General features: G+C 49.7%; 16 protein-coding genes. 10 read left to right on the top strand and 6 right to left on the bottom strand.

Annotation, left to right across the window (positions count from 1 at the left end; all coding sequences use genetic code 11):
- Positions 1-93: 93 nt before the first annotated feature.
- The 10 genes from ACTZWV_RS15315 to ACTZWV_RS15360 all read left to right on the top strand — a co-directional run bounded on the left by ACTZWV_RS15315 (position 94) and on the right by ACTZWV_RS15360 (position 8,421).
- The gene (locus ACTZWV_RS15315; RefSeq protein ID WP_444787377.1) at positions 94-2,352 is read left to right on the top strand and encodes a hypothetical protein; all 2,259 of its coding nucleotides are present in this window, start codon (positions 94-96) and stop codon (positions 2,350-2,352) included.
- A gap of 10 nt (positions 2,353-2,362) precedes the next feature.
- The gene (locus ACTZWV_RS15320) at positions 2,363-4,084 is read left to right on the top strand and encodes a hypothetical protein (protein ID WP_444787378.1); all 1,722 of its coding nucleotides are present in this window, start codon (positions 2,363-2,365) and stop codon (positions 4,082-4,084) included.
- A 182-nt stretch (positions 4,085-4,266) separates the two neighbouring features.
- Complete coding sequence (locus ACTZWV_RS15325; RefSeq protein WP_444787379.1) at positions 4,267-4,671, top strand: VOC family protein; 405 nt, start codon at positions 4,267-4,269, stop codon at positions 4,669-4,671.
- 57 nt (positions 4,672-4,728) lie between these two features.
- Positions 4,729-5,259, top strand: a complete 531-nt coding sequence (locus tag ACTZWV_RS15330; protein ID WP_444787380.1) for a methyltransferase family protein — start codon at positions 4,729-4,731, stop codon at positions 5,257-5,259.
- A 44-nt stretch (positions 5,260-5,303) separates the two neighbouring features.
- Positions 5,304-5,573 (top strand): type II toxin-antitoxin system toxin DhiT, encoded by a 270-nt coding sequence (gene dhiT, locus ACTZWV_RS15335; RefSeq protein WP_444787381.1) that lies wholly within the window; start codon positions 5,304-5,306, stop codon positions 5,571-5,573.
- Complete coding sequence (dhiA, locus tag ACTZWV_RS15340) at positions 5,567-6,088, top strand: type II toxin-antitoxin system antitoxin DhiA (RefSeq protein ID WP_305551518.1); 522 nt, start codon at positions 5,567-5,569, stop codon at positions 6,086-6,088. The genes dhiT and dhiA overlap by 7 nt, the downstream gene beginning before the upstream one ends.
- Before the next feature lie 11 nt (positions 6,089-6,099).
- The gene (locus ACTZWV_RS15345) at positions 6,100-6,333 is read left to right on the top strand and encodes an SDR family NAD(P)-dependent oxidoreductase (RefSeq protein WP_444787382.1); all 234 of its coding nucleotides are present in this window, start codon (positions 6,100-6,102) and stop codon (positions 6,331-6,333) included.
- 233 nt (positions 6,334-6,566) lie between these two features.
- On the top strand, positions 6,567-7,097 hold the full coding sequence (locus ACTZWV_RS15350; protein WP_444787383.1) for an AAA family ATPase: 531 nt from the start codon (positions 6,567-6,569) through the stop codon (positions 7,095-7,097).
- A 261-nt stretch (positions 7,098-7,358) separates the two neighbouring features.
- The gene (locus ACTZWV_RS15355; protein WP_444787384.1) at positions 7,359-7,799 is read left to right on the top strand and encodes a GNAT family N-acetyltransferase; all 441 of its coding nucleotides are present in this window, start codon (positions 7,359-7,361) and stop codon (positions 7,797-7,799) included.
- An 85-nt stretch (positions 7,800-7,884) separates the two neighbouring features.
- Positions 7,885-8,421, top strand: a complete 537-nt coding sequence (locus ACTZWV_RS15360) for a DUF924 family protein (RefSeq protein WP_444787385.1) — start codon at positions 7,885-7,887, stop codon at positions 8,419-8,421.
- Positions 8,422-8,493: 72 nt separating this feature from the next.
- On the opposite strand, the gene ACTZWV_RS15365 is transcribed toward ACTZWV_RS15360, so the two are convergent.
- The 6 genes from ACTZWV_RS15365 to ACTZWV_RS15390 all read right to left on the bottom strand — a co-directional run bounded on the left by ACTZWV_RS15365 (position 8,494) and on the right by ACTZWV_RS15390 (position 13,726).
- Positions 8,494-8,982 carry a pyridoxamine 5'-phosphate oxidase family protein gene (locus ACTZWV_RS15365; protein ID WP_444787386.1) on the bottom strand — a complete coding sequence of 163 codons (489 nt, stop codon included), beginning with the start codon at positions 8,980-8,982 and terminating at the stop codon, positions 8,494-8,496.
- 47 nt (positions 8,983-9,029) lie between these two features.
- The gene (locus ACTZWV_RS15370; protein ID WP_046553786.1) at positions 9,030-9,203 is read right to left on the bottom strand and encodes a YqaE/Pmp3 family membrane protein; all 174 of its coding nucleotides are present in this window, start codon (positions 9,201-9,203) and stop codon (positions 9,030-9,032) included.
- 334 nt (positions 9,204-9,537) lie between these two features.
- Complete coding sequence (locus tag ACTZWV_RS15375) at positions 9,538-11,388, bottom strand: DUF885 domain-containing protein (protein ID WP_444787387.1); 1,851 nt, start codon at positions 11,386-11,388, stop codon at positions 9,538-9,540.
- A gap of 144 nt (positions 11,389-11,532) precedes the next feature.
- A complete protein-coding gene (gene hemW / locus ACTZWV_RS15380; protein WP_444787388.1) occupies positions 11,533-12,687 on the bottom strand; it encodes a radical SAM family heme chaperone HemW in 1,155 nt (384 codons plus the stop codon).
- A 3-nt stretch (positions 12,688-12,690) separates the two neighbouring features.
- Positions 12,691-13,293 carry an RdgB/HAM1 family non-canonical purine NTP pyrophosphatase gene (gene rdgB, locus ACTZWV_RS15385; protein ID WP_444787389.1) on the bottom strand — a complete coding sequence of 201 codons (603 nt, stop codon included), beginning with the start codon at positions 13,291-13,293 and terminating at the stop codon, positions 12,691-12,693.
- A 10-nt stretch (positions 13,294-13,303) separates the two neighbouring features.
- Positions 13,304-13,726 carry a DUF4426 domain-containing protein gene (locus tag ACTZWV_RS15390; RefSeq protein WP_444787390.1) on the bottom strand — a complete coding sequence of 141 codons (423 nt, stop codon included), beginning with the start codon at positions 13,724-13,726 and terminating at the stop codon, positions 13,304-13,306.
- Between the last annotated feature and the right edge of the window lie 29 nt (positions 13,727-13,755).

The following is a 13,755-nucleotide window of genomic DNA, read 5'->3' on the forward strand; positions in this document are numbered from 1 at the left end:
TGGCCGGGCACCGTAGCGGCAGATAAAGCATTTTATTTACAGCAAATTAACGGGCATAATGCGGCGCTTTGTAGTTAAGAAACAAGGAACACCATGAAGTACCTCGTTAGCGCCCTGGCGTGCTGTTTAGTAACAGCCTGCTCTTTTATTGATACGGACGTTGAATTTAAACCTGAACAAGGCGAAGAGCGGCGCTACCAGGTATACAGCACGGCAAATATCAGCGTGGATACCGGCCGGCGTACTGAAACGCTTAAAACAACCGCGCACCAGTTGCTGCGTTACAAAGTAACCGATACCGGCGCAAACAGCCGCTTTGAAGTGCATATCGATTATATGCAAATGCGCGACGGCCAGAGCAGCGGTGTCAGTAGTTTAGACCCGGCTGAGCGAAACCCGGAGATGCATGCCATTTTCTCGCAAGGTTTTGAGTTTACGGCCAATTTAAACAGCGGCAACGTAACCGGCTTTAGCGCGCTGAATAAACCGGTGTGGCAGGCATTGCTGGCTGATCGCGGTGCTGAGCTGGAGCAGGAAATGAAAAAGCTGTTTGGCTCAGCGGCGTTTATCAGCAAAGTGCCGGCAACGGTTGGGGCCACAGTAAAGTTGCCTGCTTATCAGGGGCAGACCGATGCTACTCTGACTGTGCTGCAGCTAACCGACACTCATCTGCTGGCTAAAGTAGAGAGTGAACAGGCTGACGGCAAATTTTACGGCCATATGCTGCTGGAGCGCGAGCGCGGCTGGTTGGTGCGCTTAGCCCTGGTAGCCGAGGTGCCGTTTGAACGTTACGGCTATAACGGCACATTGCGCAGCAATGTGCTGATGCTGGAGCAGCAGGTGCACACGGGAGATCTGAGCCAACGCTTTAAGTTTGAACATGACTTTGCCCCCTTTGAGTATGAACAACAGCCGGCGTTGCTGGCGGATGAAGCTAATAAAGCCTTAACGCCTGATGCGGTATTTCCGTTTGATGCCGGTTACTTTCAGCAGCAGGAACATCAGCTACATCTGGTGTATCAGCATGATTTTACTGAGCCGGCTGCTGCAGGAGAGTTTAGTTTAAGCAACATTGTGGCCCGTAATGCAGAGGGCGTTGCGCTGCCGTTGCAACTGGGCGCAATGGGTAGTTACAGCTACCCGGAGCAGGATGGTTTATACAAATCTGTGCGGCAAAACCTGCTGCTGGGTTGGAATGCACCGGATGAACTGCTACAGCAGGTTACGCAGTTTAGTGCTACCGCAGAGTATACAGCGGCCAAATTGGTGCCGCTGAGCCTGGTGCCGGATCCGGCCAAAATGGTGACGGCACAGTACGAAGATTTGCAACTGGAACTCTCTCCGGTACCGGGCGAGCCGCTCAGTTACCGCTTAGCCATCCGGGGTAGTGATAAGCATTGGTTGCTGCGGCGTTATGACGGCGCCGAAGGGGCCAGCGTACAGTTTGCCCGGCCACAGTTTTCCCGACAGCAGAGTGCAGCACCGGATTGGCTCAGCGCGCAAGAGCAAACTATGCTGGCGCTGGCATCGTCGCCATATCATGAAAATATCGTGCTGTTTACTTTTAAACAGCTGCCGCCGGCGCTGACGCTGTATGTTAATGCTGTGTCGGACAGCAGCGTGTTTCGTAAAGACATCACCTTTATGCCGGCAGAGCAATATGAACAACATGCTGCTTATCCACCGGCGCATGAACAGCTGTTATATAACGAAGACAGGTTTGATGGTTTTTATGATGAGTTTAAAGATACGGCGCCGGCACAGCCAGATCCGGCTTTGCTTGAGCCGCAAATAGTTAACCGCTATGGCTTAAGCCTGCAACTTACAGCTGAACAAGCTGCTGTGTGTACCTTAAGCATTACCGATGCGCCAAAGGTAAACGGCCATGCACTGCAGTGGACCCTGCTTAAAACCAGCAGTAATGTCAGCGGTGCGCCGGATAAACATGCGCGCTATGTACTGAGTACGGCTGATGGCATCCGGCGCAACTTTTACGATATCAAGCTAAGCAGCAGCTTAAGCTGTAGTGGCACACCGCAATGGCACACTGTCGATTATCAACCGGAACAAAACTGGCTGATAGATATTAACCGCATGCCGGATGTGGATATCACGCAAAGTGTGGCGGAATTTATGCAGCGTTACCGCTTTTTAAATGCACAGGGCCTGGCGTTAGCACCTTTGGTGTTACCAAACCAGGTTGATGATTTTTATCAGCAACCACTGCAACTGGTATTACAGGACGACCGCTGGTTTGCTTTATGGGGCCGCAGCCAGACTATTGAGCAGCTGACCGTAAGCGGTGAGCCGGTTAACAAGCAATGGCACAGCCAGTTGCCGGCTTTACCTTAAGGAGCGTCAGATGAAACCTATATTAATACTCTGTGCGCTGCTGCTATCGCTTAGTTTATCGTTTAGTGTGTCGGCAGAGCGTATTTTGCTGGATCAGCAATGGCAACCAAGCGATATGCCCGGCGAAGTGATGTATTACCTGAAGCAGCCAGCTGAAGAGAAAAACGGTGTATGGCCGCTGCAGTTATTTCATCTCTCAACAGATAAACCGTTTTTTAACGGCAGCTTAAACGGACCTGATTTAGCCGGACATTATCTGGTCGGCGATTTTGAGTTCTTCTACGACAATGGCCAGTTGTCCCGCAGCGGTAGCAGTAACGCCAATGGCAGTTATCACGGTACGCACCGGCACTATTGGGAAGATGGCACGCTAAAGGGCGAATATCAGTACCAAAACGGCCAACTTACCGGTGAGCAAAAAACCTGGCATAAAAATGGCCAACTGCATCGCCGTGAGCAGCGCGTTAACGGGGCTGAACTCGGACTGGCAGAAAGCTTTCACGCGAACGGCCAACTGAAATCACGCGCGACCTATGGCGCCAATGGTATAGAAGGGCTGTATGAGACTTTCCATGATAATGGCAAACCGGAGCAGAGAGTTAACATGGTGGCCGGTGAATATCAGGGAGAACGGTTGTACCGGGCCAAAGACGGTTGGTTGATTTCTCAGCAGCATTATCTTAGTGGTAAGCTGCATGGTGAAGAGCGTACTTATCAGGCTGAAGGCATTTTGCGTTCGGTCAACAACTATCAACAGGGCCGTCAGGTAGGTTTGCAGCGGTACTACAGAGGGCCGGGGTTGTTAGATGAAGAACGCCTGCTTGACAGCGACGGCCGTGAAGTACAGCGTATTAAGTATAACAGCAAGGGCAAAGTGACAACGCAAGTTGATACGCAGTATCCGGAGGGCAGCGTAGTTGTTACTGAACAGCAGTTTAATGATGCCGCAAAGCTACACTACAAACGTCAGCATGACAGCAAGCGTAACTGGAGCCTGCGTGAGAACTTTAACGACGCCGGTGAGCTTATCTACCGCGAGGAGCTGATAAATTATCAATATCAGGGGCTTTATATTGGCCCTGGCTGGGGGGATGGCGTTAAACGGGTGCATTATGTGGACGGTAAAATGCATGGCTCTTACCGTGAAGAGTCGGAAGATGGCAGTAACCATATCAGCGGGCAATACCGGCAAGGTGTTAAGGTAGGCAAATGGGTAACAAAAACCTATGGCAGAACGCTGACTGAACAGTTTAATCAGCTGGGACAGCAAGAGGGAGCGCAAACAGATATTGCCGCCGATGGTACGATACTAAAGCAAGAGTACTATAAAAACGCCAGGCTGCACGGCGATTATTTACAGCTGGATATTGATGGTAAGTTACTGGCCAAAGGTCGTTATGTAAATGGTCAGCGCGAAGGCGACTGGCAGTTGCAGGACGCAGACAGTCAATATCGTGCGCAGTACAAGCGGTGGCAGGGCAGTTTTAAAGCCGGACGTGAAGTAGGCAACTGGCAAGCTTTTTCTGTCAACGGCCACTTGCTGGGGCTGATGCAGTATGATGATAAAGGCCGGATACAAGGCAAGGTTTACAGTTTTAACGAAGATGGCAGCTTGATCAACATCGACGAGTATGTCGATGACCAGCTGCATGGCCCATCGGTGTTTTATTACCATGGCGAGCCTTCTTCGGCCCGCAGCTATGAGCAAGGCCGTCTTATCCCGGTGGAATAAAACGCGATAAAGCAAAAAACCGGCACTTTGTGCCGGCTCGGGCCGGTTTTTCTGCTTCTGCTTGTCGAATTTATCTGTAGTTATCCGATTAGATGCAGACAGCCTGCCAGGCTGTATTGTCAGCTACTATTTGTAGCGACTATCTATAACGCCTATTCATAACTGCTATTCGGAGAAACTGCATGAGCCGCATGATATTTGTTAACCTGCCGGTAAAAGACTTAACCGCCTCCATGGCGTTTTATACCGCGCTGGGTTTTAGCAACAACCCGCACTTTACTGACGACACCGCTGCCTGTATGGTTTGGAGCAAGGAAATTTATGTAATGCTGCTAACCCACGACAAGTGGCGCCAGTTTACCAACAGGCCCATTCCTGCAACGACTTCCAGCGAGGTGATGCTGGCGTTGTCATGCGATAGCCGCGACGCAGTTGATACCATGAATACTGCAGCAAAGCAGGGCGGTACGGCAGATATTAACCCTGTGCAGGATTTGGGCTTTATGTACAGCCGTGCCTTTACCGACCCGGATGGTCATATTTGGGAACCGTTCTGGATGGACCCTGCCGCTGTTCCGGCAGAATAAGGCTGTTTTTGTGCTGCCGGCGTTATTGCCTGCAGCTCAGTTGTAAAGGAGTAAAGCATGCAATGGCTCGAACTGCGGCTACCGCCGGTAGCGTTGGTCATAATACTGGCTGGCGCCATGTGGCTGCTGGTAGCAGTTAACCCGGCACTGGCTATTGTGTTGCCGGCGGCTGTTGCTGTAGCCACCGTTTGTGCGTTGGCCGGCGCTGCGGTGGCGCTGCTGGGGGTTTATGCGTTTAAACAGGCCCGCACCACGGTAGATCCGCGCAACCCGGACAAGGCAGAAGCGCTGGTAGTAGCCGGCATTTACCGGTTAAGCCGCAACCCGATGTATTTGGGCTTTTTACTGCTCTTGCTCGGCTTTGCCTGTTACATGCAGCATATGCTGCCGTTTTTGTTACTGCCGCTGTTTGTGCTTTATATCAACCGTTTTCAAATCCGGCCGGAAGAGCGCTATATGCAGCAAAAATTCGCTGCTGACTTTAGTGCTTACTGCGCCAAAGTACCGCGCTGGTTGGCACTGCAATTTTGGCTGCCCGGGTTGTTGTTGCTAAGCGGTTATATTTTGCTGGCTGTTTGTCTCTTTTAGGATACGCTGCTATAGTATGCACATTACGCTGAGTGTGGATTGCTATGCCGGAGATTGACGCTTTTTTGGGCCTTTCATTCTGCTTGTATTTCTTTGATAACAAGCAGCATAAATTACCTCACATACATGTTAAGTACGGCAGCCATGAGGTAATTATTGCCATTGAAACGGGCAAATGTCTGGAAGGGTATTTACCGAATAAACAGCGTAAACGGGCAGAGAGCCATATTGCAGCACACCGTGTGCAATTAATGGATATGTGGCATAAAGCGGTAAAGGGACAAAATCCGGGTAAGTTGGAGGATTTATGTTAAAAATCATTGATGTAGATTGGGTTGCTGATTATACACTTACGCTGACATTCAATGACGGCTTTGAGGGCCTGGCCGATTTATCGGCGTACTTTTGTAATCCCCCTTTTTCTGCAATAACAGACTTTAAGAAGTTTTCTTTAACCGCAGAAGGTTCCTTAAACTGGAGTGGTAACGAATTATCTGCTGCTACGTTGCGTGATGCAACGCAGGGCGGGTATAAGGCATCGGATTTAAGCGTTAATGTTATGGAGATTGAACAGGTTATTAAGCAAGCTTCCTGGGACTCTATGCAAGAAGGCCGGCCTGATATTTTGCAGGCGGCCATTCGCGCTTACGTTGAACAGTTTGGCCATAGTCAGGTTATTGCTAAAGCAGGTATTAAAAGCCGTACCAGTGCTTACCGCTCACTTAAACCGCAAACCACGCCAAGTTTTGCTACTTTGGTTCAGCTTGGACATGCCGTGATTGAATTGGCAAAAGATCGCATCTCCCCGACGCCTGCACTTAAGCTGTAAGGATTTTTTTTATGAGTAAAGTTGTAATCGTAACTGGTGGTGGCCGGGGCATTGGAGCGGCTACCTCTGAGCTGCTGGCATCGAAAGGATACAGGGTTTGTGTCAATTATCGGGCAGATGCTGCAAGTGCGAATGCAACGGTTAGCAACATTACAGCATCAGGTGGTGAAGCATTTTCATTTCAGGCTGATGTATCCAATGAAAGTGACGTAATCGCTTTGTTCGATGCCACTGGTTGTCTTTAGTCACTGCAGGACACAGCCTGCGTAGCGGCGTTTAAATACGCTGAAGAAACAAAATGCATTATTAGCTACGAGCGCACGTTCTTCAGACCTGTGTTCACCGCCTGAAAGGTGGTTAAAATACACTTTATCCGCGGTTCAACGCGCTGTGTTGCTGGTATACAGCAGAATTTGAAGCCCTCTGCGCAGCTTTTCAGCTACTGCAGGCTGTGTTAGGTAACTCAAGGAAGAACGACATGAAATTTGTGATGATTTACGGCCCATCCGGCATCGGAAAAGAAAGTGTGGGTCGTGAACTGGCGAAGCGAAATGGCTGGCACTTATTCCCGCAACATCTGGCTTTTGACATTGCTTGCGCTGTTGTTGGTTTCGGCAATAATGGCTTTGAGAAATACCAGCGCAAAATTTGCCTGGAAGCATTCAGAGCGCTTCTTGAAAGAAATGTCTCTGGTATTGTGTTTACTTTTTGTTATGTGTATCCAGCCAGCAACTATTTTATCGATGGCCTGTTTGAGCTACTGAAAGAGTTTGAAATCGAGGCAGATTTTGTCCGGTTGTCCTGCGATTTTAATGAGCATGTGCGTAGAGTGACCAGCGAAAGCCGGAAAAATACAAACAAGATTCAGTCCAAAGAATACCTGGAGAACTATCTGAGCAGGTTTGATTTTTCAGTAGATATTGCCGGAACAAAAACGTTCCATCTCGACAACACAGAACTAAATATACCAGAGTCGGCGGTTGAAATTGAAAGACGCATCGTCACATAGATAGAAATCAGCAGCCAACAGCAAGTGAAGAGGCAGTTCCGACAAACTGCCGGCCTGTGCCATAAATGGTTACTGTTGTGCTTATTAATGCAGCAACTTTTGCGCTAGCAACGCTGATAAAAGTTATGCAGCAGGCGAGGCATTGACCAAAATGCTGCGAGATAAAAGTGCTTGCGTTACATTTAGCCAGCGCAATAGACTGAAGCAATTTTGCAGTGTTTGGGAGCTGCTGCTAAATGCTTAAAACGGATGATCTGGTTGATGATTAGAATAGCAACTATTGACGATTTAAACGGTGTGCTTAAGCTGTATAAAGAACTGCGTCCGACAGATCCTGATTTAGAACCCAATTTAGCCAGAGAAAAATGGGCGGAAATAATCGACGACACGCAAACAGATATTATTGTCGCTGAGGTAAATGGTGAGTTGGCTTCTACCTGCGCATTGGGCGTAAATAACAGTATTGCTAATGGCGCAAGACCGTTTGCAATTATAGAACACGTTGTCACTGCGGATAAATTCCGCCGGCAAGGACTAAGTCGGCTGGTATTACAGTTTGCAATATCGCTGGCTTGGCAGAAAAACTGCTGCAAAGTTATGCTGCTGTCCGGTGAGGCGTTAAAAAATGCTCATTCGTTATATGAATCAGTGGGTTTTAAAGCGGGTATAGAAAAAGGTTTTGTTATAAAGCCATCTGCTTAACAATGATCATGTGACTATTGCCAGATTAGTCTTCCTTGTTTTTATACTGTTTTTATGATGGCAGTGCAGTAAGAAAGAGAACCGTATGCATAAAGATGTTTTGACTTTTTGGTTTAAAGAATTAGATCCCAAGCAGTGGTGGGTGGCAGAGCCTGGTTTTGATGCGCTGATTAAACAGCGCTTTTTACCACTGTTGCAACAGGCTGCGGCGGGGGAGTTATTTAGTTGGCGCGAGAGTGCTGCGGGGCGCTTGGCGGAAATTATCGTGCTGGACCAGTTTTCGCGCAATATTTACCGTAACACTGCTCAGGCTTTTGCGCAGGATGCAATGGCGCTGGTGCTGGCACAAGAAGCCGTTGCGGCCGGTGCGCTGGCGCAGCTGAATGCCGATGAGCGTAACTTTTTGTTAATGCCCTATATGCACAGCGAATCGTGCGCTGTTCACCAGCATGCAGAGACACTGTTTAAGCAATTTGCCCCGGCAAATAATTATCAATTTGAGCTTAAACACAAAGTGATAATTGACCGCTTTGGCCGTTATCCACATCGCAATGCCATTTTAGGCCGTACGTCTACAGCTGAAGAAATTGAGTTTCTTAAATTGCCGGGTTCGGCGTTTTAGCCGCGCCAGCGATTGGGCTGGCGGCGGCTTCAGGTGTGCTGTTTGGGTATTTAGCTATAGTTAAACAAGTGGTTATTTTGTCCCAAATCTCTGGTGTTCTCCAAGGTTTGGCTGTTCGCCTTTAACCTTCGCCTGCACTGTTTTAAACATTTTTACCATAGCGCTGCTGTCGCTGTCCCAATGCTCGCCTTTTTGTACTTTGATTTCCAGCATACCGACATTGGGCGAGTCTTTACCGTCAGGAAACCAAGCTGCAACAAACGGGTTCCAGTACTTATTAATCAGCGTTTTATCATGAATAGCGCGACCGATACCGGTCAGCGATACAAACATCTGGTTGTCAGGATCAGCGAAGGTTAAACAGACATCGTGGTCACGCTCTATTTCCAGCACTTTTTCCGTGGACAGATCAGTATAAAACCACAGTGTGCCGTCGTATTCATCCTGCACTAACACCATAGGGCGGGATCGTAGCTCATCACCGTGGCGGGTTGTAAGCATTGCTGTTTTTATCTGTTTAATAATATGCCATATTTTTTGCTTGTGCTCTGGGCTGGACATATCTCCTCCTGTGTATTTAATGGAACAAGGTGATTTCTTAACCGGCGCTAATGTTTCAAAATCACATAAAGTGCATGGATAATGCCGGGGATAAAACCGAGCAGCGTTAGCAGAATACTTAGCCAAAAATGCCCTTTCAGGCCAACTTCGAGAAACACCCCAAGTGGCGGCAGCAGTATTGCGAAAAGGATTTTAATAGGATCGGTTGCAGTAACGGCCATAACAGGCTCCTTAGCTTGTAAATCAGAAGTTCTGTATAAGCTAAGCACTATTTGTGCCGTTTGGGCAGAGAGTGCGGCCAGCAAGCGTGTTTTGTAATAAGGCAATGTGCCGCAGCGCCTTGCCCGGTTGGGCTTAGCTGATACCACAACAAAAATGCATGGCTGGTATTTATGCAGGTAACAGGTGGGTTGTCTGACGGTTGCCGGTGAAAGCACAGCACTTTTTATCATGTAGTTTGCAAACTTTACCGGCGCCGGTTTTATTTCCGCCCTGCAAATTCGGTAAAAAAGCCGGTCATTGGACCGGCTGGTTGGTTTTACACGTTGTTGGCTATCAGGCTTGGGTGGCGGCGATATACTCGTCTACCAGTTGCTCTAATACATCCAGCGGTACGGCACCGTTTTTCAACACTACGTCGTGAAAGGCGCGGATATCGAATTTATCACCCAGCGCAGTTTTAGCTTTTTCGCGCAGTTCAATAATTTTAATCATACCAATTTTATACGCCGTGGCCTGGGATGGCATCACGATATAGCGTTCTATGGCTTTAGTTGCGTCGGTTTCGGAGTTGGGCGTATTCTCGGTTAAATAAGTAATAGCCTGCTGGCGTGTCCACTTTTTCGCATGAATACCGGTGTCGACCACTAAACGGCAAGCGCGCCACAGTTCCATGGCTAAACGGCCAAAGTCGGAGTAGGGATCCTGATACAGGCCAATCTCTTTTGGCAGCAGCTCGGTGTATAAACCCCAGCCTTCAATATAAGCAGTATAACCACCAAAGCGGCGGAACTTGGGCAGGTCTTCCAGCTCTTGGTTTATCGCCAGTTGCATATGGTGGCCCGGCAGGCCTTCATGGTACGCCAGTGCTTCTAACTGGTATTTCGGCATATCAGCCATGCGGTACAGGTTAGCGTAGTAAATTCCCGGCCGGCTGCCGTCCATAGACGGTTGTTGGTAAAACGCCTTGCCGGCGCTTTTTTCCCGAAACGGCTCAACAGCTTTAACAATCATGTCGGCCTTGGGGGTAACCAAAAACAGCTCGTCAAGCCGGCCTTTCATATCGTCGATAACACGGGTGGCTTTGGCTAAATATGCAGCACGGCCTTCGTCGGTATCCGGGTAGTAAAATTGTTCGTCATCGCGTAAAAAGGCGAAGAAATCCTGCAGGCTGCCGTCAAACTTTACCTGTTGCATAATAGCGCGCATTTCGCCATGAATACGCGCCACTTCGTCCAGACCAATTTGGTGAATTTGTGCCGCGGTTAAATCGGTGGTGGTAGTGCGCTGTAACGCATTATTGTAAAACGCTGCGCCGTCTTTAAAGCGCCACACGCCATCGTCGGTACCGGCTTGTTGCTCCAGGCCTTGCAGATAACGGATCAGTGAGGTGTAGGCCGGTTTAACACTGGTAAGCAGCGCCACTTTGGCTTCATCTAACAGCAGTTTTTTCGCCTGGTCGTTCAGTGTCAGCTGGTTTACTTTTTTGGTAAAATCGGCCAGTAAGGTGCTGTCTTCGCCATTCTCAAACGGGGCACCCTTAATAACATTTTCACTGGCGGAGATCACCAGCGGAAAGACAAACTTCGGCGCAATAATGCCCGCAGCTGCGCGGTTTTCCAGTTGTTGTTGCAGCTGGTTAAACAAGGTTGGCACCGCATTTAAGCGGGCAATATAGGCCTTGGCATCGCTTTCGTCGCTGATAGTATGCTGGTTGATTAACAGTGACGGTACCTGCGAGTGGGTGCCAAACATTTGGTTAACCGGGTAGCTGTATAAGCGCCATTTGGCGTCGTCCAGCGTTTGCTGCAGTTCTTGTTGCATCAGCAGGTAGCTGACACGGCTGTTGCTGTCCAACTGTTCAATATCGATGGCGTGCAGCATGGTTAAATGTTGCTGCGTTAACGCCAGGCCGGCTTGATGGTGCTCGTCAGATAAGTCCTGCCACTTGTCGTAATCGTCTTTAATGCCCAGCCGGGTTTGCTGCACCGGGTTGCGGCGTATATTGTCCATAAAAATTTGTTCGAACAGCGCATTGGCTTTTTCGGATTCAGTTTGCGTGCTGACAACGCTTGCCGGCGCGCTTTGCTGCGGGCTTGAGTTTTGCTGCGGGCCGCAAGCCGCCAGCAGGGCGATGCTGATGGCGGCGGGTAATAGCGCCAGCCGGGTAAAGGTGGTTGCTTTCATTGGTATACCTGTCGTTGTAGTTAGAATAGTCACCTCATTCTACCCGCCTGACACAGGATGAAAAGGTAAAGTGTCGCGTTGCTATGTTAATCAGCCCCGGAAAAAACGGGGCTGCCTGTTATAAACAGCGCCAGATAAACAACATCAGATAAACAGTGTCAGTAAGTCGTTCAGATAACGCGCGCCGTGGTCGGTAATTTGCCAATGGCTGTCGGTTACCGTCAGTAGCTGTTTTTGCTCAGCTTGTGCAATAGCGCTGCTGATGCTGCTAAGCGGTAAACCGGTGTAGGCGGTAAAATCGGCAATCGGGCAGGGCTCAAGCAGGCGAAAACGGTTCATAAAAAATTCAAACGGCCGATCTTCCGCTGTGACCTGTTCGCGGCTGTCCATATAGCCGCGGCTGATATCCATATAGCCTTTAGGGTGCTTAATTTTTACCGTACGTAAAATAGCATTGCGTGAGGGCAGGGTAATTTTACCGTGCGCGCCACAGCCAATACCTAAATAGTCACCGTAGCGCCAGTAATTCAGGTTATGCCGGCACTGCTGGCCTGGCTTGCTATAGGCCGAAATTTCATACTGCTGATAGCCATGCTGTTGCAATAACGCCAGGCCCTGCTGCTGAATATCCCACAAGGTATCGTCCGGCGGCAACACCGGCGGGCGTGAGGCGAAGGCGGTGTTGGGTTCAATGGTAAGCTGGTACCAGGACAAATGCGGCGGGGCTAACGCTATAGCTTGTTGTAAATCGGCCAGGGCACCGCTGATATCCTGCTGTGGCAGGCCGTGCATTAAATCCAGGTTAAAGCTTTGCAACGCCCGGCTGTTTAGCAGCGAACCGGCCAGCTGTGCAGCGTTAACCGCTTCGTTACTGTCATGAATACGTCCCAGCGCCTTTAACTGGGCTGTTTGAAAGCTTTGCACGCCGATAGAAAAGCGCGTAACGCCGGCGGCAACATAGCCGGCAAAGCGCTCTGCTTCTACGGTGCCCGGGTTGGCCTCCATAGTGACTTCCATATCGGCATCACAGCGCAAGCGCTGCTTAACACCGGCCAGTATTTGGCCAATGCCGGCAGCAGAGAATACACTGGGGGTGCCGCCACCGATAAAAATACTGCTCAGGCTGCGGCCGCTAACCAGTGCCAGATCCTGGTCTAAATCGGCCAGCAGGTGGGCAATATATTCCTGCTCCGGTATGCCTTGTTTTACCGCGTGCGAGTTAAAGTCGCAGTAAGGGCATTTTTCAATGCACCAGGGAATATGAATATACAACGCCAGTGGCGGTAACTGCAGTGCCACGGCTTAACCTTGCGGCCGCGTAAGCTGGCTGAGTAACTGTGCTAAGGCTTTACCACGATGGCTAAGTTGCTGTTTACGCTCGCGGCTCAGCTCTGCACTGGTGCAGCCTTCTGTGGCAACATAAAACACCGGGTCGTAACCAAAGCCGTTATTACCTTGTGGTGCCAGGGTAATTTCGCCGTGCCAGATACCATGGCATACCAGCGGCGTTGGGTCTTCGGCATGGCGTAAATACACCAGCACGCAATGAAACTGCGCGCTGCGCTGCGGCTTGGGCACATCTTTTAAAGCCTGCAGCAGTTTGGCAATATTATCGGCGTCTGTGGCAGCTTCACCGGCATAGCGCGCTGAGTATATACCGGGCGCACCGCCTAAGGCATCCACCGCCAGGCCGGAGTCATCGGCAATGGCCGGCAAACCAGTGGCCAGGGCGGCGTGGCGGGCTTTAATAATGGCGTTTTCAATAAAGGTCAGCCCGGTTTCATCGGCATCGCTTACTGCCAGCTCGCTTTGCGGCACTATTTGAAACTGATACGGCGCCAACATCTGTGACAACTCTGCCACTTTGCCCTTGTTGCCGGTGGCAAGTACAATTTTTTTTGTCATAAGTTTTTGTTTAATCTACGTAAAAGGTTTGGTCGAAGCTTAACTGCTCTGAACGGTTGCCGCTGATAATGCTGATAGTAAAGCTGAAGCGTTGTTCATGCCGGAATGGCAACTGCGCCAGATAGTATATCGCATCCCCCTCTGTTACCTGGCTAAACTCCAGTTTGCGCTGGCGGCCCTGTAAGTCTTTGGCGACACCGCTGATAGCAACCTGCTGTGCTTTTTGGCTGGTTTTATCCAGTACCGAAATATTAATAATGCCATTGTACTTGCTGCGCTGCAGTTGGTATTGCTGCGCTACTTCTGCTGTCAGTAGCGGGGCAGGAAAGGCGATATAATGCACATCCCAGTCACCCAGTTGCTTTTTCTGTTCGGCTGCAGTGCTAAAGCTAACGGTTAAGCCCAACAATAGGGCGAGAATAATGCGACTCATAGTTCACCTCGGTTATTAGCTCAGGGAGT

The sequence above is a fragment of the Rheinheimera sp. NSM genome, assembly GCF_052380015.1.
Lineage (GTDB): Bacteria > Pseudomonadota > Gammaproteobacteria > Enterobacterales > Alteromonadaceae > Alishewanella.

What these genes read in the sequence shown, in the direction of transcription:
- ACTZWV_RS15350 (WP_444787383.1), top strand. Translation starts at nt 6,567, where the DNA reads ATGAAATTTGTGATGATTTACGGCCCATCCGGCATCGGAAAAGAAAGT.
- ACTZWV_RS15320 (WP_444787378.1), top strand. Translation starts at nt 2,363, where the DNA reads ATGAAACCTATATTAATACTCTGTGCGCTGCTGCTATCGCTTAGTTTA.
- ACTZWV_RS15325 (WP_444787379.1), top strand. Translation starts at nt 4,267, where the DNA reads ATGAGCCGCATGATATTTGTTAACCTGCCGGTAAAAGACTTAACCGCC.
- dhiA (WP_305551518.1), top strand. Translation starts at nt 5,567, where the DNA reads ATGTTAAAAATCATTGATGTAGATTGGGTTGCTGATTATACACTTACG.
- ACTZWV_RS15360 (WP_444787385.1), top strand. Translation starts at nt 7,885, where the DNA reads ATGCATAAAGATGTTTTGACTTTTTGGTTTAAAGAATTAGATCCCAAG.
- ACTZWV_RS15345 (WP_444787382.1), top strand. Translation starts at nt 6,100, where the DNA reads ATGAGTAAAGTTGTAATCGTAACTGGTGGTGGCCGGGGCATTGGAGCG.
- ACTZWV_RS15370 (WP_046553786.1), bottom strand. Translation starts at nt 9,203, where the DNA reads ATGGCCGTTACTGCAACCGATCCTATTAAAATCCTTTTCGCAATACTG.
- dhiT (WP_444787381.1), top strand. Translation starts at nt 5,304, where the DNA reads ATGCCGGAGATTGACGCTTTTTTGGGCCTTTCATTCTGCTTGTATTTC.
- ACTZWV_RS15330 (WP_444787380.1), top strand. Translation starts at nt 4,729, where the DNA reads ATGCAATGGCTCGAACTGCGGCTACCGCCGGTAGCGTTGGTCATAATA.
- ACTZWV_RS15355 (WP_444787384.1), top strand. Translation starts at nt 7,359, where the DNA reads ATGATTAGAATAGCAACTATTGACGATTTAAACGGTGTGCTTAAGCTG.
- ACTZWV_RS15315 (WP_444787377.1), top strand. Translation starts at nt 94, where the DNA reads ATGAAGTACCTCGTTAGCGCCCTGGCGTGCTGTTTAGTAACAGCCTGC.
- ACTZWV_RS15375 (WP_444787387.1), bottom strand. Translation starts at nt 11,388, where the DNA reads ATGAAAGCAACCACCTTTACCCGGCTGGCGCTATTACCCGCCGCCATC.
- ACTZWV_RS15365 (WP_444787386.1), bottom strand. Translation starts at nt 8,982, where the DNA reads ATGTCCAGCCCAGAGCACAAGCAAAAAATATGGCATATTATTAAACAG.
- rdgB (WP_444787389.1), bottom strand. Translation starts at nt 13,293, where the DNA reads ATGACAAAAAAAATTGTACTTGCCACCGGCAACAAGGGCAAAGTGGCA.
- ACTZWV_RS15390 (WP_444787390.1), bottom strand. Translation starts at nt 13,726, where the DNA reads ATGAGTCGCATTATTCTCGCCCTATTGTTGGGCTTAACCGTTAGCTTT.